Source organism: Algoriphagus aquimarinus, from assembly GCF_900112005.1.
GTDB lineage: Bacteria > Bacteroidota > Bacteroidia > Cytophagales > Cyclobacteriaceae > Algoriphagus > Algoriphagus aquimarinus.
Map to the genome: position 1 here is coordinate 1 of NZ_FOKK01000001.1, position 21,324 is coordinate 21,324.

The following is a 21,324-nucleotide window of genomic DNA, read 5'->3' on the forward strand; positions in this document are numbered from 1 at the left end:
TGACCGAAAATGGAGATCCATTGGAGAATGCATTGGCAGAACGGATAAATGGAATAATAAAAGAAGAATACCTGGACTGCTATCAAATAGAAACTATCCAGGAGGCTACTTTGCTCTTAGAAGAAGTTGTCAAGCTCTACAATCAGGAAAGACCACACATGAGCATTGGGAACCTGACACCGGAAGAAATCCATCAAACCAATCAAAAAACAGAAAGGCTATGGAGAAACTATTACCCTAAAAAACGTACTCTTGTAAATCCATTACAGGACTAAATGAAACTGTAAATCTATACCAGTATTTAAACTCTAACCTGTAAACTTTTTTTAGGACGAGTCACCATTCGGACGGGCCCGCCCGGCTGAAGCCATTCGGACAGGGATAGAACAAGCGTTTCCTAAACGCTAGATCTAAGTTCTCCGCCCGGATGACCCGGTCGGACGGGGATTCTTAGCGGGGCTACTTCGTAGGATAATTCTAAAAAATATTCGTCTTGTAGGTGACTAATGATTCGATAAAAAGTCTATCTGATAGGCTCTATAGTCATTTAATTTCTTATTTCATCGCCTCTCTAATTTCCTCCAAAAACAACTTCACTTTGACTTTAGGATCGCCCGCACCTAATGTTTCAAGAGGAATATATCCGCGATAGCCAGACTTCTTAATTAGCGCCATGACTTTGTCTACATCAGTTTTTTGTTCGATACCATTCACATATAGATTCTCTTTTAATTGCCAACTGACTGCGTATGGAATGGCCTTCTCTATTTCCTGATAGGCATCATTACGAAAACTGCCAATATCCAATATCAGTCCAAACCAATCTGAATTGACACGATTTATGATTTCGATAGTCTCATCGGCTGTTTTAAGAAAATCATGGTGGTTTTGTATTGCTACAATGACTCCATGAGCTTCCCCAAACTCAGCACATTCTTTAAGGTCAGCGACCATATAATCAACTACTTTTTCGCGAGGGATAGTACTAACATCAGCTGTTCCGGAGAAAACCCGGATAACAGGAGCTCCTAGCTTTTCGGCTGCTAAAATCCAACTCTTCACCAGCTCAACACTTGCTTTTCGTACGACAGGATCTGGATCAGAAAAATCATTGCGCACACCTGTTCCGCTAATTTCCAGCCCAAGCAAAAAAGCTTTTTGTTTGATGTGATATAAATATTCATCGGAAGGAACCTCAGGATAACCTGGAAAATAGTAAGCTGTAATATCTACCGCATCAAACTGATTGGTAGCACAGTAATCCAACAGATCATCCAAATTCATTTCGCCTTTCATCAACGGGCCATTAAAAGAAAAAGCATTCAAGCTGGTCTTTAATTTCGTTGGAAATCTTTGCTGTGACTCTCCTACCAAAGGGAAACTTGCAAACAAAATAAGAAGGATGGCAATTGTCCTAAGTTTCTCTTTCTGATTTAGTTTCATATTCTTATGATCTATAAATAAACGAGTTATAATTTACATGGATAAGATAAGTATCCTCTGCTAACAGTCTTCACCATAAACACATCTCCACTTAAAGGATATTCCTTCAATTGTTCTGAGCTCATATTTTCCTGAGCCGTAGTGATCAACAGCATATCAAGATTTTCACCTCCGAAAGTACATGAAGTAATGTGCGGTACTGGCAAGTCTATCTTTTCAACCAATTTTCCTGTGATCGGATTCCAGCGGTAAACTCCAGCCCCGCCATAATGTGCCACCCAGAGCATCCCTTCTTGGTCTATGCACATCCCATCAGGGAATCCCAACTCTTCTGGAATCTCGATAGCAATTCTATCAAATTCTATTTTACCTGATTCCAAGTCAAATTTATACGCCTTGATCTGTCTGGTCGGTGTATCGATAAAGTAAAAAGTCTGATTGTCCTCAGTCCAAGCCATTCCATTGGCAATGGTCAGTTCATCCAGTTGCTTCTCTGGCTTCAAATCTTTATCTACTCTATAGAGCGATCCTGATCCTTGCGTGAATTTTGTGCTGAGCGTGCCGATCCAAAGTCTGCCTATTGCATCGCACTTCCCATCGTTAAACCGGTTTAGCGGCAAATCTGACTCCACTTCTACTAGCCAATTAAGCTTTTCAGTATCCAGATCATAGGAGGCGATTTTACGATCCAGAGCAAGAATCATTTCGTTTCCCTTTCCTTCCAGAACTAGCGTCAGCCGATACGGGAAGGATTTGACCAGAGTTTTTTCAGTAGCTAAATGGTACTCAAACAATTTCCCGTTTTCGATATCAACCCAGAAGAAACTTCTACGTGTTGCATGCCAGTAAGGGCTTTCTCCGAGAAAACATTGCGCGGGGATAGTGGTATAGTTGTATCTGTCCAAGGTTGTTTTAATTGAAATAGTTGTAAATAATTTCTCTTCAAAATCATTTCATTCTCAAAGATTTCAAAGGTTCTAAACTGGCCCGTAAATCGGAATGCTGCAATCGTAAATCATGATTGCCAATATTGAGCAATTTTCTTTTTCAAAAATGCGACACTCCGCTGGAGTTGATCCATTCCATCCACGCCATCCTCTATGCTGATCCAATTGTCAAATCCTACGCGCTTCAACTCGGTGAAAATCGCATCATAATCATTTAAGCCTTTGCCAACTTCACCATGACTCAATCTTGCTGCATAGCCAGTCACTCCACTCTCCTCATTTTTCAAATCTTCGATAGTACCATACTTCAAGAAACGATCACTGGCATGCATGGTGACTACTCGCTCCGAAACGTCATACAATAAATCCAGTGGATCTTCTCCAGCCAAAAAAGCATTGCTGGGATCGTAATTCACTCCGAAATTGGGATGCTTTATGCTGTTGACTAGCTTGGTGAAAAGAGCTCTTTTCTGCGCGAACTCAGGATAATCCCAAAAATCGTCCTTGTAGTGATTCTCCAAAATCAAGGTGATTCCAAGTGATTTTGCATAGGGTAGACAGGCTTGGATAGACTCTGAGGCAAATTTTATCCCCTCATCAACGCTAAGTTCGGGACGATATTGACCGGAAAGCACTCGACAATACTTTCCTCCAAGTTCGTCGGTCATTTCTATCCAACGTCTTTGTTTTTGAATTTCTTTGTCTCGAAAAGCCTTATCTGGATGTGTGAAATCAGGGGAACAACACATCATAGGAATGACCATTCCTTTGTCTTCTACCATTCTTCGGAATAGGCGCCAGTTTTCTTCTTTTTCCATTTCCAGAAAACCTGCATACCATTCCAATCCGTCGATTTCGAGAGCGGAGGCAAGTTCTATCCATTCGGAAATTTTCATACTTCCGTCCTTGCAAAGTGCATGCATAAAGGCTTTGGGGAAGGCGGCTATTTGTGGCATTATGTATAGTTTTTCAGGGTTAAATTATTTGTTGGGAATTGTACTCGTGTCTTTAGGAGCGTTTCTTCCAATCATGGGATATTGCTCCAAATCAATGACTTGCCCGCTTATCGGGCCGCTTTCATCTGAAAGCCAGTAAATGGCTGCCGCTGCAATTTCCTCTGGCCAAAGGATTCTCCCCGCAGGTGCATAAAGTGCCGGTAAATCCTCGTACCAAGTGTCAGCCAGACCATGTTCTCTTTTGCGTTCAATTTCCTTCTCAGTAAGCACCCAGCCTGGATTAAGTTGATTTACTTTGACTCCATTTTCTCTAATCAAAGCATCGCCTAGATTTCTTGTCATCGTCATCAAAGCTCCCTTGGAGATGCTGTAGGCCAATAAATTGGGTTCACCACTCCAGGCATTTACCGAACCGATATTTAAAACAGCCCCGTGACTTTTGGTTAAAAAGGGAAGGGCGGCTTGAATCAGCTGAAATGGCGCAATGGTATTTACTTCCAACACTCTATTCAAAAATGCTTTGTCTGTGGTGGAAATATTAGAAGGAACAACAAGTGCGGCATTGTTCACAATTGCGTCCAAATGTCCCCAGGAATTGATGGCCAAATCCACTAATCGCTGAGTGGCGCCATCTACAGATATTTCTTCGATATGCAGTTTTGCATTTTCTCCCCCTAGTTCTTGGACTACTGCTAGCCCAAGGTCTTCTTCCAAACCATGAATGATGACTTTTGCACCTTCAGCAACAGCCTTTCTGGCAATGGCTTTGCCGATGCCCATTGTGCTACCTGTGACTATAATGACTTTATCTCTTAACCGCATCTTACACTGGTTTTAGCACGCTTTTCACGACTTCTCCACTATGCATTTTCTCAAAAGCCTCATGCCATTCTGTAATCGGCCAGACTCCTCCAATGATGGGCTTCACATCTAATATTCCGCTGGCTAACAGCCCAATGACTTTTTCCCAAATCGGCCAGTTGTGGCTGAAACTTCCCTGAAGACGAACATTTTTTTGCACTAAAGGATCCAGAGAAAAGTTGAATGGAGTTGGCCCCCAGCCTACCTTGGTAATTTGTCCATTGGGGCGCACAAGATCCATGGCGATTTTTAAAGTAGCACTATGTCCTGCAGCGTCAATTATCAAATCGGCCCCCAAGCCATCTGTTTTTCTAGCCCAGTCGGAAGCGTCGTTGATGATCGGAGTGATACCGTAGCTTCTTGCTATTTCCAGTCGTCCTCGGTCTTTTTCCAAACCTAAAATAGCGACATCTCCACCACAGATTTTCGCTACTGCTGCACAAAGAATTCCGATAGTTCCAGGGCCGATCACGATCACCCGATCTCCGGGTTTAATATGAGAATTGACCGCGACCGCATTGTAAGCTACCGAGCAAGGTTCGGTGAGACATGCCTCTTCAAATGACAATCCATCAGGCACACGGTGCAAACATCTAGCAGGAACTCTCACGAATCTCGTCATGGCACCATTTACTCCATATCCAAAACCCTTTCGTGTAGGATCTAGGTTATACAAGCCATTCTTGCTCATGGGATTTTGTGGGTCTATGACCGCCGCGGTTTCGCTAACTACTCGGTCTCCCACTTTCCAGCCAGTCACTCGATCTCCGACCACAGCTATTTTACCACCAAACTCGTGACCCAAAACCACTGGATAATTCACTGGCCACGAATGATCTGAAGTCCATTGATGAAGATCGCTACCGCAAACTCCCACATTTTCTACTTCCAAAAGAATATCGTCCTCCCCGATTTCTGGGACGGAAATTTCTCTGATTTCTACTGAGCCTTTTTTCTCTGAAAAATTAACTACCGCGGCTGATTTACCTGATATTGACATGAAATAATGGTTTTAAGAATTGTTGATGGTTTGAGAATGTATGGCAGCGCAAATTTTCCTCAAAGAGGCTTCAAGATCGCCGTCAGCAGTTTTGAAAGCGTCTGCGTCTATAGTCAGCGGCGCACCGAGTACAACAAGTGGCGCACCGAATTGTGGACATTGGATCGCTTGCTCTAAAGTAAGTCCACCTACGGCCTGAACAGGGACTTTTACCGCTTTTACCACTTCTCGTAATTGATCCAGCGGACTTGGCATTCTATGACCGGCAGCTGCAATTCCCCGGCGCTCATCGTAACCAATATGATGAATCACATAGTCACACCCCAGATCCTCTAAAAATCTCGCTCCCTCCACCATATCTGGGCAACCCAAATTGTCTCCCATCACTTTCACTCCATAATCTTTTCCTGCCTGCACCACGCATTTGATTGTTTCAGGATGTGCTCTTGCCATCACTACTACGTGCGTTGCACCAGCTTTTGCCATCATTTCTGCTTCCAAATATCCACCATCCATGGTCTTAAGATCGGCTACGATTGGTATTCCCGGGAAAGCTTCCCGCAATTTTCTGACGCCATGAAGACCTTCGGCGAGAATCAGCGGAGTGCCAGCTTCCAGCCAGTCTACTCCTGCACGAATTGCCAAAGCAGCTGTTTCCAGCGCTTCATCTATGTCAGTCAGATCTAATGAGATTTGTACTATAGGTTTCATTTTGGGTTGGGTTAAAAGTAAAGCAATGAAAAAAAGAGTCCCGATAGCTATCAGGATATGCTCAGATTTTTAAGATAAGGAAATTTGAAAAAGATACTTTCCTGTTTTGGGATGAATGGAAGATTATATTCTGTAAATCAGTGAAAAAATCATTCATGAGATTGTTTACCGCAAAATCGCGAAGGACTCAAAGTCTTTTTCGCAGAGACACTCTACTAATACGTATTGAATCAATCTTTGCGAAATTCTCTGTGATCTTGGCGGCTTTTAGGTAAGTAAAGTCATAAAAAAAAGCCCTATTCTGGAAAAGAAAAGGGCTTGTTGAATGATGTTGTGAAAATTATGACCAGGCTTTCCTGAGGAATTTCAGCCAGTTACCATGCATTACTTTGGTAATGTCTTTTTCGGTAAAACCTCTTTTGCGCAGTAATTCTGGTATAGTATTCAAATCGCTAATCGTATTTAGATCAGCTGGACACTGCTCGGTACCAAAAGCTCCATCCAAATCAGATCCAATTCCAATGTGATTAGAATTTCCAGCAATCTGGCAAATATGCTCCATGTGATCTATAACCGTATTCAATGTCACATTTCTTTCCTTGGGACTTGATTTCCCTCTTTCCCATCCTGAGCTAAGCATCCAGGCATCCATCGCTCCGCCGATCACAGCTCCGCGATCTATTAATGCTTTTATCATTTCATCAGAAAATTGGCGGTTGTGATCTACTAAGGCTCGGCAATTATTATGACTTGCCCAAACTGGGCCGTTGTAAATATCCAGAGCTTCCCAAAAAGCCAAATCGCACAAATGAGTTGCATCTAGGATAATTCCCAATTCATCCATTTTTCGGATAAGTGCTTTGCCTTGTTCGTTCAAAGGGGCAGAAGCATCTGTGCCATGAGCATAACGTCCAGGACCATAATGAGCTGGGCCAAGTGCTCGGAGCCCGTTTTCATAAGCATTTTCCAAATAGTCTACAGATACCATAGAATCGGCACCTTCGAGCGAAAGGATGAAACCAACAGGTTTGCTGGAATTATCCTCTCCATTTTCCCAAAGAGCCAGATGGGAATCCAACTCAGCAAGATTTCTGATTTGCGACATTTCTCCTTTATCCACCATCGCCTGATACCAAGCCAACTGACCTTTAGTCTGAGCCCAAGCTTGCTCTGGAGAATTCCAGCCTGGCAGTGAATTTCCTGGTGCTACATAGCGGGCGATTTGCGTAGCGACGACCAAACCTATATTTCCTTCACGAAGTGCAGGTAGAGAAACTACTGCATTACTACGATCTGGTTTATCAGTAAGACCTATTTCTCTGGCATTAATCTCTGAAACGGGAAGCTTAAGATCACGATTCCATTCCAGTGCATTCATACTCAGGTCTAGGTGGGCGTCTATTGTAAACATGGTTTAAAAGCTTTGAAGTACGAAAACAGTAGGGATTTTATGTAGATCGAGAGGGAATTGTTTCCATTCTTGAGCTGTTTTGGTCAGGATCATTTCGTCCGAACCTGTAATGTTTTTTGCGATGCAAAGCTTGGTCTGAGGAGAAAGAGTCTTTAATAAGTCTTCCAGCAATTGGTTATTTCGAAACGGTGTTTCCATAAAGATCTGTGCTCTTTTTTCTCGAAGAGACTCAGCTTCCAGCTTCTTGATTGCTGCCGTTTTATCCTTTTTGTCTATGGGCAAATAGCCATGAAAAGCGAATGACTGGCCTGAAAATCCAGACCCCATCAATGCCATAAACATGGAGCTAGGTCCCGAAAGCGGCACGACCTGTATGCCTTTTCTATGTGCATGCTCTACTGCCAAAGCACCTGGATCGGCGATGCCAGGACATCCAGCTTCGGAGATTATCCCTATATCTGCACCATTCATAAGCGGCTGCATCAGTCGATTGATAAACTCTGGAGAAGTCCCCTTGTCCAAAATCTCCATGTGAACTTGCTCTAAGTTTACGCCGAGTTTCAAGCTAGAGATGTATCGCCGTGCTGTACGCATGTTTTCCACTAGGTAGACTTTTGTATTTGCAATCACCTCTTTCACTTGGGGTGAAATAACTGCGTCTTGCGTGTTGTCCGCCAGTACATTCGGAATGAGGAAGAGTTTTCCTTTGGGCATTTTGAGGTTGGTTGTTTAAAAAAGAACGGAAAGTTAGGTGAAATGGGGTTTTTGGGATTGGAAACTTTTCTTAATTATGCTGGAAGTGGTGGAGAGCAAGTCTACTTCAAAAACCGTCTGATTTCCTCCACGACCGCATCGGGTTGTTCAGCGTGAAGCCAATGACCTGCATCTGCGATGAATTCCACTTCATTGTTTGGGAAAAACTTGTCGATGTCATCTAAGTCAGATTGCTGCACATAACTGGAATTTGATCCCGCCAAGAAAAGAGTGGGTCCAGTGAAACTTTTGCCATCTGGCAGAGCAGTTCCTACTTCGTTGATATTCTCAGTAATGACAGGGAGATTGATTTTCCACACAAATCCATCTGAATCTCTTCCCAGACTTTTTAGCAAAAACTGACGCACTCCGATTTCAGGGATGTACTTTGCTAGCTCGTCATCTGCATCCTTTCTGGATTGGATTTCTGTAAGATCCAGCGAATTCAATCCCTCCAAAATACTTTGATGATGCACTGCATAATAGCGTGGTGCTATGTCAGCTACGATCAATTTTTCTACTTTCTCGGGATATTTCAAGGCAAAATTCATTGCTGTTTTCCCACCCATAGAATGTCCCATTAGGAAAGCTTTTTTCAGACCTTCATGGTCCATCAGCTCTTTCAAGTCTTCCACCATCACATCGTAGTTCCACTCATCAGATTGGGGAGAATCCCCGTGATTTCGCTGATCTACTAAATAAAGCGTAAAGTTATCCTTAAGCTCTTTGGAAATACTAAACCAATTATCCGCCGAACCAAAAAGGCCGTGAAGTATAATTAATGGCTTTCCAGAGCCTAGTTTTTTAAAATTTAACTGCATTTTGGATTTACGATTTTTGATTTACGAGATCCTTTGAACCTCACACCTCTATTTTTCTATTCAAGCCTCTTTTATATGTGACATAACATCTGGCATCGGGCAACAAACACCAGACAATATTTACTCTAGTTTCCTTCTGTACATCTGAATTGTGTTTTCCAAGCCATAATAAAGCGCATCACAAACCAATGCATGGCCAATAGAAACTTCATCTAGGTAAGGAATGCTTTGTTTCAAAAAGGCTAAGTTTTGCAAGTCAAGATCGTGTCCGGCATTTAGTCCCATTCCCAATTCCCGCGCCAATTCCGCTACTTCTATGTAAGGTTTCACGGCTGCATCACGGTCTTTGTGATAATTGGCAGCGTAAGGCTCGGTGTAAAGCTCTACGCGATCTGTGCCCGTGAGTTTAGCAGGTTCGAAGTATTTAGTCTCCGGATTGATAAAAATCGAAACACGTACGCCAGACTCATGAAGTTCGGCGACGATGTCTTTTAACATGCTCTGATTGGCAATCGTATCCCAGCCATTATTTGAAGTAATCGCCGTCGGTGGATCGGGAACAAGCGTAGCTTGAGCAGGCTTAATCATACGAACCATCTCCATAAAACGCTTATCAGGATAACCTTCTATATTGAATTCAGTGGTTACTACTTTCGCCAGATCGATTACATCCTGATAGCGAATGTGGCGCTCATCCGGTCTTGGGTGTACGGTAATTCCCTGTGAACCAAAGCGCTCTGCGTCGAGTGCAACTTTCACTACATTTGGATTATCAGCTCCGCGTGCATTGCGAAGGGTGGCGATCTTGTTAATATTTACGCTTAGCTTGGTCATATCCGAGTCGAAAAAGGTATTTTTGTCAGTATTATTAGAAGTGTAACGCAAACTTAGGACTAATGAGTTTAAAGCAGAAAATAGAAAGTGAAATTAAATCAGCAATGATTGCTAGAGACAAAATCCGATTGGGAGCTTTGCGATCTATCAAGTCGCTGATACTTTTGGAAGAAACTAAAAGTGGAGCAAAAGCTGACATCACTGAAGAGGACGAGTTGAAACTTTTGACCAAAGCAGCTAAGCAGCGCAAGGATTCGGCAGATATCTATGAGCAGCAAGCACGTTTTGATTTATATGAGGTGGAAATGGCTGAGTTGAAAGTGCTTCAGGAATTCCTTCCAGTGGCGATGACAGACGAGGAAATTTCTGCTGCTATCAAGGAAATTATAGCTCAGACAGGTGCTACAAGTCCAAAAGACATGGGCAAAGTAATGGGTGTCGCTAGCAAGCAATTAGCTGGAAAAGCTGATGGTAAAGTGATCTCTGAGAAAGTGAAAGCTATACTGAACAGCTAGGTTGAGCGCAATAGATATAATCATAGTCGTCATTCTTGGTCTAGGAACCTATGAAGGATACCGTAAAGGTTTCCTTCTTGGTGTTCTGGGCCTTTTTGGTTTTGTGATCGCGGTGATCTTGGGACTATATTTTATGGCGCCTATGAATGACTGGCTCGCCGAAAATGTCACAGAATTCAATCTCGGGTTTCCCATTTTTGGCTTTATAGTCGTCTTTGTACTTACGCTGTTGTTCATCAAAATTGCTGGCTGGATATTGAAACAGGTCATGGATATGGTTCTACTTGGACCGTTAGACGCGATTGTCGGAGCACTTTTTGGAGCGGTGAAAGCAGCTTTTTTTATCAGTTTATTCTTTTGGCAGGCCAGTCTTTTCAAATTGGAGATGCCAAAGAAATGGACTAAGGATTCAGAAATGCTATACTTCATTGAGCCAATAGCACCAGCAATTGTCGCTGCCATTGAACCGTTTTTCCCAAGTATTGAAGAAAGCTTAAAGAAGTTGGAAGAGGTAGTGGAGAAAATCAAAGATGCTACTACTGATTGATAATTTTGATTCCTTCAGCCATATGTTGGCTGATTTGCTGAGACAGACGGGGGAGCAATTACTTGTGCTTCGCAATGATGTCTCGCTGGAGGAAATCAAAAGGTTGGAATTTAATGGCCTGGTCATATCTCCTGGACCAGGCATTCCTCAAAATGCTGGAAATCTCAATAAAATCTTCGCAGCGTATTACGATAAAGTCCCTGTGCTGGGAGTCTGCCTGGGACATCAGGCTATAGGCGAATTTTTTGGAGCAAGCCTGAAAAAGAATGCGGTTCCTACTCATGGGAAAGTGCATCAAGTCAGAAAGACTAATGCTCATCTATACACTATGGAACTACCTGAATCCTTCAAAGTAACCCGTTATCATTCTTTACAATTAGCCAATTTACCAGAGGAACTCGAAGTGCTTTTAGAGACTACGTCTGGAGAAGTAATGGGGATGGCACATAAAAGTTTACCGATTCTTGGGATTCAATATCACCCGGAAGCGCACTTGACTGAATATGGCTTGGCACTGGTGAAAAGCTGGGTTCAAGCTCTGAAAGCAGCTAGTTTGTAGATCTACTTATTTTTTGACAAGCCTACTTCTATAAAGCGTAAAATCTTCCTGCTCTTCCTCTCCCACGTATTTTTTCATCCACCAAATATCCTCTCCGATTACAGAGAAATTATACGGGTTCATTTCTGGCAATGCTAAGGGAATGATATCGCCGTCCTGTGTGAGTACTACTGTTCGCATTTTTGCTTCTTTGGATAGCTCCGCTCTTAACTCTTTTGATGCTTCTTTTGCAATTACTCGCGCTATATCATCTTTATTAGCCGGAGTAGGTTTGTAGCTGATCAACAAGTCATCCCCATATTTTTCAAGATTGAGTATTTGCGAAGGGTATGGAATGATCTTATAATCAAAAATTTGTGCGAAGCTCACCGCTCCCTTTTCGAATCCTTCGCCCGCTGCAAATCCCTCTAAGTTAAGCGCTGTCTTTTCCTTCAAGACAGGAGATTCTCCAGACCAATCATACGTATATAAAATTGGCTCATTTTGAAACATAAGATACAGCAACTGAGATTTTTCATCGTAGGAGAATACAGGTCTAAAATCAGCGAAGAAAAACACATTTCCATTTAAGAATTGAGAGCCCTCTGGGAATGGTAAAAAGGTTTTGGTTTCCTCTGTTTCCAGATCTGATAGAATCAAATTTCTCCTTGTTTGGAGGAATTCAGGGTCATAGTCGCCAGGTGCCTCTTCGATTATGTCCAGTGAATAAAGCAGGTATTCCTTTCCGCCTTTTTCTATGACTTGATAAGTTTTGAAATGCGAAAAAGGTCCTCCTAAACTCCATTGGTTCTGATAAATCCCAAAATTCTGGACTATTTCACCGTCTTTCTTGAAAACTTTCAGACCATTCATAATATCCAAAATCACCAGATTCCCTGCCTTATCTTGTGCGAAGTTTCCACCAGTCATAGAGAAAGCTCCCGGCACATCACCTGTCTTGTCCCATTTACCTGTTGGATTTCCATCCCTGTCGAATAGGTAAACATCAGAAGAAGCTCCATCTCTGAAAATAATACCATCCTCATCAGCCGTTTGAAAAAGAAAAACCCGTGTAAGTATATCATGCACCGTCACTGAATCTAAAACCTCCAGTTCATAGCTGGGCAATTCATTTGAACTGTTTTCAGATTGATTATCCTTTGTCTGACAAGAAAAAATCAGACATACTACTGAAGTAAAAAGCCATTGAATCTTCATAGAGGTAGTTTTAAGAATACTATTATAAGAAATTTAAGTTAGTTGAAGGTGCTGCGTTCTCATTTTTAAACACTTTTATTGTAGCTACTGAAAAATCAATTATTCAACTCCTGCGAAATTCTTACCTTTGTAGCTGATTATGAAATCGAGCAATATTCTGAAAGTGACAAAGAGAAATGATTAAGTGCGCTGCGAGATTCCATCTGACGATTGAAAAACAATTATAAACAGATGAAAAAGAAGCCATTCACAGTTGTCTATGAGGACAACCACCTTTTGATAGTAAATAAAGCCGCTGGTCTATTGGTGCAGGGAGATAAGACGGGGGACAAAACCTTGACGGATTACCTCAAAGAGTACATAGCAAAGAAATACAACAAACCAGGGGATGTTTTTTTACACCCGATTCACCGGCTGGATCGCCCAGTAAGTGGATTAGTTGCTTTTGCCCGTACATCGAAGGGGCTGGAGCGCATGATGGAGATTTTCCGAAAGCGAGAGATACATAAAGTTTATTGGGCACTCGTAAAGAGAAAGCCAAGGGAAGAAAGTGGGAAACTGACCCATTATCTTGTCAAAGACGAACAGAAAAATGTGGTGACTGCACACGATCGTGAAGTACCAGGATCTCAAAAAGCCGAGTTGAATTACAAGACGCTTGGATTTATGAATGACCACTGGCTATTAGAAGTTCGCCCTATATCTGGTCGTCCGCATCAGATCCGCGTTCAGTTGGCATCTATGGGTTGCCCGATTCGTGGAGATATTAAGTATGGCTTCGCAAAGCCAAATCCAGATGCGAGCATCAACTTGCATGCATTCAATTTGATTTTTGTACATCCGATCAAAAAGGAAAAACTCTACTTACGAGCCGCTGTGCCGGAGGAGGAATTCTGGGAGCAGTTCCTAGAATACGAAAGCATCAAGACGAAAGATCAGCACTTGGATAATTCGTTCAGTGGATAAAGAATTTAACCTTTGAGATTTATAAAATCTCAAAGGTTTTTTTATGGGAATTTACAGCAAAGAGCACAATGGTTCGGCAGGCTCACCAATCAAAGGTTTCGCAAAGAGGCTGAGAGATTAGCCCTTAGCTCTTATTTTTTAGGGATAATGACATATTATGGCTGGCTCTGTTTTTTATGGTTGGCTAAAAATCAATTTTAGAATTGTTTAACTTTTGCCTATGAAAAACATCTTACTTATTCTCATCGGTATCTTACTTTTTGCGGCATGCTCAAGCAAGCAAGAACCGAAAACCATCTACATCGTTCGTCATGCAGAAAAGCTGTTGACAGGAAATGATCCAGGGCTTTCTGTCGCAGGAAACGCCCGTGCAGTAAAGCTTTCCCAGATTTTAGCAGATAAGGACATTAAGCATATCTATAGCACTGATTACAAAAGAACCAAATTAACGGCGACACCTACAGCTAGCGAAGCTGGTATTGAGATAGAAACGTATGAGCCGGAAAATCACGATACTCTTATAGATCAACTTAGGAAGCTGGAAGGAAATGCATTAGTAGTTGGACACAGCAATACGGTGGGTCAAGTCGCCAATTATTTTGTAGGTGATGGTGATAATTACCAAGATCTGGAAGATTCAGAATACAATTTTATCTATGTGGTCACGCTAGATAAGGAGGGAAATTCATCTGTAATCACAAAAACATATAAGGATTATTAGGTCGATTCTTTAAACCGGAAAAACATGACTACTGGCTGCTCAAAATCTTCTATACTTCTTATAAAATCTTCAATTTCAACCGTGTAAATCCCCCTCTTTTTAAATCCTTCGATAAAAGAGTCAACCGTTTCTAAGGTCAATCCATGCAGCTTAATAACCGAAACACAATCATTTCCGTGACAATCCAATGGAAATGAGTAAAATGGAAGGCCTTCCTTATCAAAGATGATTTGCTCGCCAAATAGCAATTTATCGGCTTCTTTATTGTAAAATAAGTTGAACTCGCTTTTCCCTATTCTATTAAATTTTACACCCATCCAATCCTTGGTAACTATGTGTGAACCAAAGCCAAAGAATTTACCATCGTTTCTTCTCTCAGCTGTGAAGTCTATAGCAGTACCTTCTAAATCACTTTCTGAGAGACCTGCATCATTCAAATTGAATTCAGCTATTTTTTGAAGCTCACCTTTGGTTCCAGAAAACTTATAAATGGAATTCTCGAATCTTGGGAAATAATAAGTATCTCTATTGTTTTGAAAAAAGTAATCCCTCGATCTATAATCAGAAAAATCACTGGCGATTTTATCTGAAGAATAAACTGACTTAGGCATTAACAAAGAATCAGAGATACTTATATCACTTTGATTGATCGATGAAATATGATCATTTGATAATCCCTGAGTGTACCATAAATAGATGGAATCATTTAGATGTCGAAACTGAGTTGCTCTTATCGGGACTTTCATTTCATGCTGAAATCGGCCATGAAAATCATAAGCTAATAATTTTGACAACCGCCCATCATACAGGAATAGCTGCTCGCCATTGTCATCCAAAGCGATATCATAGACTTCCAAAAATTCACCTGGACCTTCTCCTTTTGGCTCTAAAAAAACCAGCTCATTCCCAGTTTCTCGGTCATATATGGAAACCGTTTTGGTAATATATGAATCAAGAACAAAAATCAGAGTATCATTGATTAACAGCTTATCTATATCCCCGAAAAAATGATTCGGAGCACTATTCAGTTCCAAATAATGAAACGAATCAATCAATTTATCCAAAGAAAGCTGACTTTTTTCAATTTCACTTTTACTAAGGTCAAACGCTACATATCCAGAATCCGTAACTGGTAAATTGCTGATGTTTAGTTCAGAATCATTAATCCAATTAAACTTGTTGTCGGACTTTTCTGGTCCTCGTTTTTGAGAACATGCCGAAATTATAAGAAGCGATAAAAAAAAGAGGCAGATAGAATATATCCGACCCTTCTTAAACTTTCTAAACGCAGTCTTCATTTAACCGCAATCACTACCCCAACACAGGTTACCACCATCTCTACATACATCCTTTATTCCATCCCAAGTTTGTGTATATGTCAATGGACCAGCCGTAACGGTGATTGTAGCCGTACAATTAACTTCATGCTTTTGCCAAAGCCAACCCCCGTTATCTTCTAAAGCTAGAACATTTCCTGAAAAAGCGACGATCATTAACATCGTCAACACGTAAAACAATGATTTTTTCATTTTTTTTAATTTAGGCAAACTATATGATTTAAAATGTAGTTGCAACATAACTAAATCTATTAATAAAAAAATTAATAGTTATTTTTTTTAAAAAAGTTCTATCCCTAAAAAAATGATGCTCTAACACACCTGGATGTTCTATATACTAAGCTTTTTGAGTAAATAAAAAGCTTATTTTAGTATTTTTGGTATAAGTCAAATTGGCATAACTTAAAGATTACAATTCTACTCATTTTTTTGAAGATACATTTTTAACTTATAACTACTCTTTAGCTTTCCCGTTTTTTCCCTACCTTAAAACGGTATTTTTATCGTCTATGAATAGAGAAGAAAACATAAGTCAGCTTCAAAACACAAGTAAAATTTGGGATATTGCCGTGATCGGCGGAGGTTCCTCCGGCTTAGGAGTGGCCTTAGATGCCATTTCAAGGGGCTTATCCGTGATTTTATTTGAAAAATCCGATTTTGCCAAAGGCACTTCCAGCCGTAGTACTAAGCTCGTCCATGGAGGAGTGAGGTATCTTGCCCAAGGAGATGTAGGGTTAGTTTTCGAGGCGCTTAAGGAGCGGGGAAAATTACTACAAAACGCTCCACATTTGGCTCATGATCAGCCCTTTATTATCCCGATTTTCACAGCTAAGGATCGGATAATGTACAGTGTTGGCCTGAAGATCTACGATTGGATGTCTGGTCGACTAAGTTTGGGTAAATCTGAATTCATCTCAAAAGAAGAAACGCTAAAACGACTTCCAGGCCTAAAATCTGAAGGCCTTTATGGCGGAGTAGTCTATCACGACGGTCAGTTTGACGATGCAAGACTTGCTTTGAATCTCGCCCAGTCAGCAGACGAAGCAGGCACCTGCGTGTTGAATTACGTCAGCGTGAATAATTTGGTGAAAAATGAAGCTGGTAAAATCACCGGTTTGCAGGTTTCGGATAAGCTATCCAGAAAAAAATATGAAGTGAACGCCAAAATGGTGGTCAATGCTACGGGTGTATTCGCGGATAAGATCCTGCAAATGGATAATCCGGAAGCACCTAAAATGATACAGCCAAGCCAAGGAATACATTTGGTTTTGGATCTTGACTTTTTGGGCGGAAAAGATGCTTTGATGATCCCGAAAACAAGAGATGGAAGAGTACTTTTTGCAGTGCCATGGCATGGGAAACTTGTAGTTGGCACTACCGATACACTTCGTGAAAAACCAAAATTAGAACCAGAAGCGCTGCAAAAAGAGATAGATTTTGTACTGGAAACTGCTGCCGGTTATTTGGCTAGAAATCCTACTAGAGCAGATGTAAAGTCAGTTTTTGCAGGTCTTAGACCTCTTGCCAGACCAAAAGAAGGTAGCACCAAAACCAAAGAAATTTCACGGTCTCATAAAGTGATCTTATCAGAAAGTGGCTTGGTCACTTTGACTGGTGGTAAGTGGACGACCTTCCGAAAAATGGGTGAGGACACAGTGGAGTATTTTACCAAAGTCACTGGAGAAAAGCTCAAGGACAGTAAGTCTCTGGATATGAAAATCCACGGAGCTACATCCCGTGTGCCGGATGGACACTGGGGTATTTATGGCTTTGATGCCCAACCTATTCAGGACCTAACAAAAGAGAACAAAGAATGGGGAGCACAACTGCACCCTGACTTCCCAAATATCGAAGCCGAAGTAATCTGGGCTGTCAGAGAAGAGATGGCGATGAAAGTAGAAGATGCTTTGGCGAGAAGAATCAGAATGCTCTTCCTAGATGCCCAAGCCGCTATAGATACAGCACCCAAAGTAGCAGCATTGATGGCCAAGGAAATGGGCAAAGATGAAAAATGGATTGAATCGGAATTGGCTGAATTCACCAAAACAGCTTCCAAATACTTGATAAAAAAATAACCCAAAATGAGCCAAAACAAACCTTATTTGATGGCTCTAGACCAAGGCACAACCAGTTCTAGAGCTATTATTTTTGATAAAAAGGGCAAAATCGTCTCTGTAGCCCAAAAGGATTTTAAGCAACATTTCCCCAAGCCCGGATGGGTAGAACATGATCCCGAAGAAATCTGGACTTCCCAGTCTTCAGTGATGATCGAATCTCTTATCAACAAAAGTATCCGAGCTAATCAAGTAGCTGCGATTGGGATTACGAATCAACGCGAGACGACTATTGTGTGGGACAGAAAAACAGGTGAAGCAGTTTACAATGCCATAGTTTGGCAGGATAGGAGAACAGCGGAGTATTGCAATCAACTCAAGGACCAAGGACATGCTGAATTGGTAGTATCCAAGACTGGATTGATTATCGATGCTTATTTCTCTGCTACCAAAATCCGATGGATTCTTGAAAATGTAGAAGGTGCGAGAGAGCGAGCTGAAGCTGGCGAACTTGCTTTTGGAACGGTTGATTCTTGGTTAGTTTGGAAACTGACGGCTGGCAAAACTCATATTACAGACATTACCAACGCAAGTCGAACCATGCTGTTCAATATCCATTCTCAGGAATGGGATCAGGAATTGTTGGATCTATTTGGTATTCCTGCATCGCTTTTACCTGAGGTAAAAAGCTGTAGTGAAGTTTACTGTGAGACGGCAGGAGATGTATTAAGCGTGAAAATTCCTATCGCTGGTATTGCTGGAGATCAGCAAGCGGCACTTTTTGGACAGCTTTGTACTAAGCCAGGGATGGCAAAAACAACTTACGGAACAGGCTGCTTTTTGGTAATGAATACAGGAAAAGAGGCTGTTAGATCAAAAAATCAATTGCTCACTACTGTTGCATGGAAAATTGGCGATGAGATTAATTACGCATTGGAAGGTTCGGTTTTTATTGGCGGAGCCGCAATTCAGTGGCTAAGAGATGGAATCGGCCTATTAGATCACGCAAAGGAAAGTGAGCGATTAGCGGAAAGTATCGAAGGAAATGACGGAGTTTACTTTGTCCCAGCCCTATCAGGGTTAGGCGCGCCACATTGGGATCAAAATGCAAGAGGAGCTTTTTTTGGGATCACTAGAGGAACAGAGAAAGCACATATGGCCAGAGCAGCGCTAGAGGCAATTGCCTATCAGGTTTACGATGTGCTGAAAGCGATGGAAAAAGATGCCGGAAAATCCACCCAAGAACTACGTGTAGATGGTGGAGCGACTGCGAATAATTTCCTTATGCAGTTTCAAGCAAACTTGCTCGATTGCGAAATCAAACGACCTGAGATTATAGAGACTACTGCAATTGGAGCCGCGTTTTTAGCTGGTTTAGCCGTAGGATTCTGGAAAGATCAAGAAGAGATCAAATCACTTTGGAATGCTGATAAAAGCTTTACTCCTAGAATGGAAAAAGGAGAACGAGATAAATTGATTCATTTTTGGCACAAAGCGGTGGAGCGCTCTAAAAACTGGGTAGAATAATGAATATATATCTAGCAGAATTAATAGGAACAGGCTTGTTGATACTATTGGGATCCGGTGTTGTTGCCAATATGCTTTTGTCAAAAACCAAGGGTTATGGCGGAGGAATCATGGAAATCAGTACCGCTTGGGCTTTGGCTGTTTTTGTCGGAGTAGTGGTGGCTGGCCCATATAGCGGCGCACATTTAAATCCGGCTGTTACGTTGGGATTAGCTTTGACAGGACAGTTTGACTGGGCTTTAGCACCAGGATATATTATTGCGCAGGTTTTAGGAGCAATGATAGGTGTTGGAATAGCTTGGTTGTTTTATAAGGATCACTACGATGCTACAGATGATGCCGGCTTGAAAGCCGCTCCATTTGGTACTTCACCAGCAATTAGAAACCTTCCCTTGAACTTCTTTTCTGAAGTAATCGGAACGTTCGTCTTGTTATTAGTCATACTTTACAACGATGGTGTTGAAATCGGAGACATGGACTCTACCCCTATTGGTATGGGCTCTCTTGGAGCAATTCCTGTCGCATTCTTGGTATGGGTTATTGGTTTGTCATTAGGAGGAACTACAGGTTATGCAATTAACCCAGCCCGTGATTTCGGACCAAGATTGATGCACGCAATTTTACCAATTAAGGGCAAAGGAAGTTCGGATTGGGGTTATGCATGGGTTCCGATTTTAGGTCCTTGCGTAGGGGCTGCTTTAGCAGCTGGATTGTTTTTGGTGGCCGGATCCTAATTAATTCTGGAAATTGTCTCCAAATAATTAATCCTCATTTTATTGCTAAAAAAGTAATTTCAGTGATCGTAATCACCATAAATACGTCTATTTGGCGATTGCGATCACCGCATATGCGTTTCTAATTGAAAAAGCCTGAAATCTTCACAGATTTCAGGCTTTTTCAATTTTCAGCTACTGTATTTTATTTCAATATCTCGCGAGCAATTACCATTTTCTGGATTTCCGACGTTCCTTCTCCAATGGTACAAAGCTTGGAATCACGATAGAATTTCTCCACTGGATAATCCTTCGTAAAGCCATAACCACCAAAGATTTGAACTGCATCATTAGAAACTGAAACTGCTACTTCAGAGGAAAAATACTTGGCTTGAGCTCCTGCCAAAGTCACTTTTTCTCCACGGTTTTTAAGATCTGCAGCTTTAAAAATTAACAAGCTTGATGCCTCCACTTGAGTCGCCATATCAGCTAGCTTAAAGGAAATACCTTGAAAAGAGCTAATTGGCTTGTTGAATTGATGTCTTTCTTTAGAATATTGAATAGATGCTTCTAGAGCCCCTTCAGCGATTCCTTGGCCTAGCGCAGCAATAGAGATTCTACCACCATCCAGCACTTTCATAGATTGGATAAAGCCATCGCCAACTTCTCCTAAAACCTGACTTTCGTGAATTTTACAATCCGTGAAGATCATTTCTGCAGTTTCAGACGCGCGCATTCCTAGCTTATCTTCCTTTCTGCCACCTTCAAATCCTGGCGTTCCGCGTTCTACAATGAATGCGGTCATACCATGCGAATCTCCTATCTCTCCAGTTCGTACGATCACAACAGCCACATCACCAGAAACACCGTGGGTGATGAAATTTTTTGCTCCATTGATAATCCAATGATCACCTTCTTTTTTGGCTACTGTACGCATATTCCCAGCATCCGAACCCGTATTAGGTTCTGTCAAGCCCCAAGCACCAAGCCATTCGCAGGAAGCGAGTTTAGGCAAATATTTCTTCTTCTGCTCCTCAGAGCCAAAAGCCATTATATGACCTGAACAAAGTGAATTGTGGGCAGCCATGGATAAACCCACAGAAGGATCCAATTTGGATAGCTCTACTATGGCGGTAACATACTCTGTATAACCAAATCCGGAGCCACCATATTCTGTAGGAATAAGAACTCCCATAAGGCCTAGTTCGCCGAGTTTCTTGAATACCTCCATTGGGAAAAACTGCTTGTCATCCCATTCCTTTCTAAAAGGTGTAATCTCTTTGGCGCCGAAATCACGGATCATCTGAGCGATCATCCGTTGATTTTCATTTTGGTTGAAGTCTAGCATTTCTATATTATTTGGGTTTATTTCCTTCTATAAGAACCCTAAGATTCAGAAATAGTTTGGATTCAACAAATCCTATAATTCCATAGCAAATTTTATTTTTAAC

General features: G+C 41.6%; 23 protein-coding genes. 9 read left to right on the top strand and 14 right to left on the bottom strand.

The features are described 5' to 3' along the window. Positions 1–275 (top strand): integrase core domain-containing protein (locus BM291_RS00005; protein WP_139229015.1); only part of this gene is annotated, 275 nt, incomplete at its 5' end. 280 nt (positions 276–555) lie between these two features. Here BM291_RS00005 and BM291_RS00010 read toward each other — a convergent pair. From BM291_RS00010 to BM291_RS00055, 10 genes are all read right to left on the bottom strand, one after another. Further along, positions 556–1,443 carry a sugar phosphate isomerase/epimerase family protein gene (locus BM291_RS00010; RefSeq protein ID WP_092894121.1) on the bottom strand — a complete coding sequence of 296 codons (888 nt, stop codon included), beginning with the start codon at positions 1,441–1,443 and terminating at the stop codon, positions 556–558. A 26-nt stretch (positions 1,444–1,469) separates the two neighbouring features. Further along, positions 1,470–2,348, bottom strand: a complete 879-nt coding sequence (locus tag BM291_RS00015; protein ID WP_092894122.1) for an SMP-30/gluconolactonase/LRE family protein — start codon at positions 2,346–2,348, stop codon at positions 1,470–1,472. A 110-nt stretch (positions 2,349–2,458) separates the two neighbouring features. Beyond that, a complete protein-coding gene (locus BM291_RS00020) occupies positions 2,459–3,346 on the bottom strand; it encodes a sugar phosphate isomerase/epimerase family protein (RefSeq protein ID WP_092894123.1) in 888 nt (295 codons plus the stop codon). 24 nt (positions 3,347–3,370) lie between these two features. Continuing rightward, positions 3,371–4,168 carry an SDR family NAD(P)-dependent oxidoreductase gene (locus BM291_RS00025; protein WP_092894124.1) on the bottom strand — a complete coding sequence of 266 codons (798 nt, stop codon included), beginning with the start codon at positions 4,166–4,168 and terminating at the stop codon, positions 3,371–3,373. A gap of 1 nt (position 4,169) precedes the next feature. Continuing rightward, on the bottom strand, positions 4,170–5,207 hold the full coding sequence (locus tag BM291_RS00030; protein WP_092894125.1) for a zinc-binding dehydrogenase: 1,038 nt from the start codon (positions 5,205–5,207) through the stop codon (positions 4,170–4,172). A 12-nt stretch (positions 5,208–5,219) separates the two neighbouring features. Continuing rightward, positions 5,220–5,918 carry an orotidine 5'-phosphate decarboxylase / HUMPS family protein gene (locus BM291_RS00035; protein WP_092894126.1) on the bottom strand — a complete coding sequence of 233 codons (699 nt, stop codon included), beginning with the start codon at positions 5,916–5,918 and terminating at the stop codon, positions 5,220–5,222. A 340-nt stretch (positions 5,919–6,258) separates the two neighbouring features. Beyond that, on the bottom strand, positions 6,259–7,329 hold the full coding sequence (locus BM291_RS00040) for a dipeptidase (protein WP_092894127.1): 1,071 nt from the start codon (positions 7,327–7,329) through the stop codon (positions 6,259–6,261). Positions 7,330–7,332: 3 nt separating this feature from the next. Continuing rightward, positions 7,333–8,043 carry an SAM-dependent methyltransferase gene (locus BM291_RS00045; RefSeq protein WP_092894128.1) on the bottom strand — a complete coding sequence of 237 codons (711 nt, stop codon included), beginning with the start codon at positions 8,041–8,043 and terminating at the stop codon, positions 7,333–7,335. 101 nt (positions 8,044–8,144) lie between these two features. Next, the gene (locus BM291_RS00050) at positions 8,145–8,903 is read right to left on the bottom strand and encodes an alpha/beta fold hydrolase (RefSeq protein WP_092894129.1); all 759 of its coding nucleotides are present in this window, start codon (positions 8,901–8,903) and stop codon (positions 8,145–8,147) included. A 120-nt stretch (positions 8,904–9,023) separates the two neighbouring features. Next, positions 9,024–9,737: a pyridoxine 5'-phosphate synthase gene (locus BM291_RS00055; RefSeq protein ID WP_092894130.1), complete on the bottom strand. Its 714-nt coding sequence runs from the start codon at positions 9,735–9,737 to the stop codon at positions 9,024–9,026. Between the two features lie 62 nt (positions 9,738–9,799). Between BM291_RS00055 and BM291_RS00060 the strand changes: the two genes are divergently transcribed. The 3 genes from BM291_RS00060 to BM291_RS00070 are packed head-to-tail and all read left to right on the top strand — an operon-like array spanning position 9,800 to position 11,358. After that, positions 9,800–10,252, top strand: coding sequence for a GatB/YqeY domain-containing protein (locus BM291_RS00060; protein ID WP_092894131.1), 453 nt, complete (start codon positions 9,800–9,802; stop codon positions 10,250–10,252). A gap of 1 nt (position 10,253) precedes the next feature. Then, a complete protein-coding gene (locus BM291_RS00065) occupies positions 10,254–10,799 on the top strand; it encodes a CvpA family protein (RefSeq protein WP_092894132.1) in 546 nt (181 codons plus the stop codon). After that, complete coding sequence (locus tag BM291_RS00070) at positions 10,783–11,358, top strand: anthranilate synthase component II (protein ID WP_092894133.1); 576 nt, start codon at positions 10,783–10,785, stop codon at positions 11,356–11,358. The genes BM291_RS00065 and BM291_RS00070 overlap by 17 nt, the downstream gene beginning before the upstream one ends. Before the next feature lie 6 nt (positions 11,359–11,364). Here the strand turns inward: BM291_RS00070 and BM291_RS00075 are convergent, their stop codons facing one another. Then, positions 11,365–12,555, bottom strand: coding sequence for an NHL repeat-containing protein (locus BM291_RS00075; RefSeq protein WP_092894134.1), 1,191 nt, complete (start codon positions 12,553–12,555; stop codon positions 11,365–11,367). 231 nt (positions 12,556–12,786) lie between these two features. Between BM291_RS00075 and BM291_RS00080 the strand changes: the two genes are divergently transcribed. Then, positions 12,787–13,521: an RluA family pseudouridine synthase gene (locus BM291_RS00080; RefSeq protein WP_092894135.1), complete on the top strand. Its 735-nt coding sequence runs from the start codon at positions 12,787–12,789 to the stop codon at positions 13,519–13,521. Positions 13,522–13,741: 220 nt separating this feature from the next. After that, entirely contained in the window at positions 13,742–14,242 is a 501-nt protein-coding gene (locus BM291_RS00085) for a SixA phosphatase family protein (protein WP_092894136.1), read from the top strand. Here BM291_RS00085 and BM291_RS00090 read toward each other — a convergent pair. Beyond that, positions 14,239–15,540: a 6-bladed beta-propeller gene (locus BM291_RS00090; protein WP_092894137.1), complete on the bottom strand. Its 1,302-nt coding sequence runs from the start codon at positions 15,538–15,540 to the stop codon at positions 14,239–14,241. The genes BM291_RS00085 and BM291_RS00090 overlap by 4 nt on opposite strands. Next, on the bottom strand, positions 15,541–15,771 hold the full coding sequence (locus BM291_RS00095) for a hypothetical protein (RefSeq protein WP_139229016.1): 231 nt from the start codon (positions 15,769–15,771) through the stop codon (positions 15,541–15,543). It lies immediately after the preceding gene. A 317-nt stretch (positions 15,772–16,088) separates the two neighbouring features. On the opposite strand from BM291_RS00095, the gene BM291_RS00100 reads away from it, so the two are divergent. From BM291_RS00100 to BM291_RS00110, 3 genes are read left to right on the top strand one after another with little or no spacing between them, the layout of a single operon-like run. Continuing rightward, the gene (locus tag BM291_RS00100) at positions 16,089–17,654 is read left to right on the top strand and encodes a glycerol-3-phosphate dehydrogenase/oxidase (protein ID WP_092894139.1); all 1,566 of its coding nucleotides are present in this window, start codon (positions 16,089–16,091) and stop codon (positions 17,652–17,654) included. A 6-nt stretch (positions 17,655–17,660) separates the two neighbouring features. After that, positions 17,661–19,160, top strand: a complete 1,500-nt coding sequence (glpK, locus tag BM291_RS00105) for a glycerol kinase GlpK (RefSeq protein ID WP_092894140.1) — start codon at positions 17,661–17,663, stop codon at positions 19,158–19,160. Continuing rightward, a complete protein-coding gene (locus BM291_RS00110) occupies positions 19,160–19,894 on the top strand; it encodes an MIP/aquaporin family protein (RefSeq protein ID WP_092894141.1) in 735 nt (244 codons plus the stop codon). The genes glpK and BM291_RS00110 overlap by 1 nt, the downstream gene beginning before the upstream one ends. 184 nt (positions 19,895–20,078) lie before the next feature. Here the strand turns inward: BM291_RS00110 and BM291_RS00115 are convergent, their stop codons facing one another. After that, positions 20,079–21,221: an acyl-CoA dehydrogenase family protein gene (locus BM291_RS00115; protein ID WP_092894142.1), complete on the bottom strand. Its 1,143-nt coding sequence runs from the start codon at positions 21,219–21,221 to the stop codon at positions 20,079–20,081. Positions 21,222–21,324 lie beyond the last annotated feature (103 nt).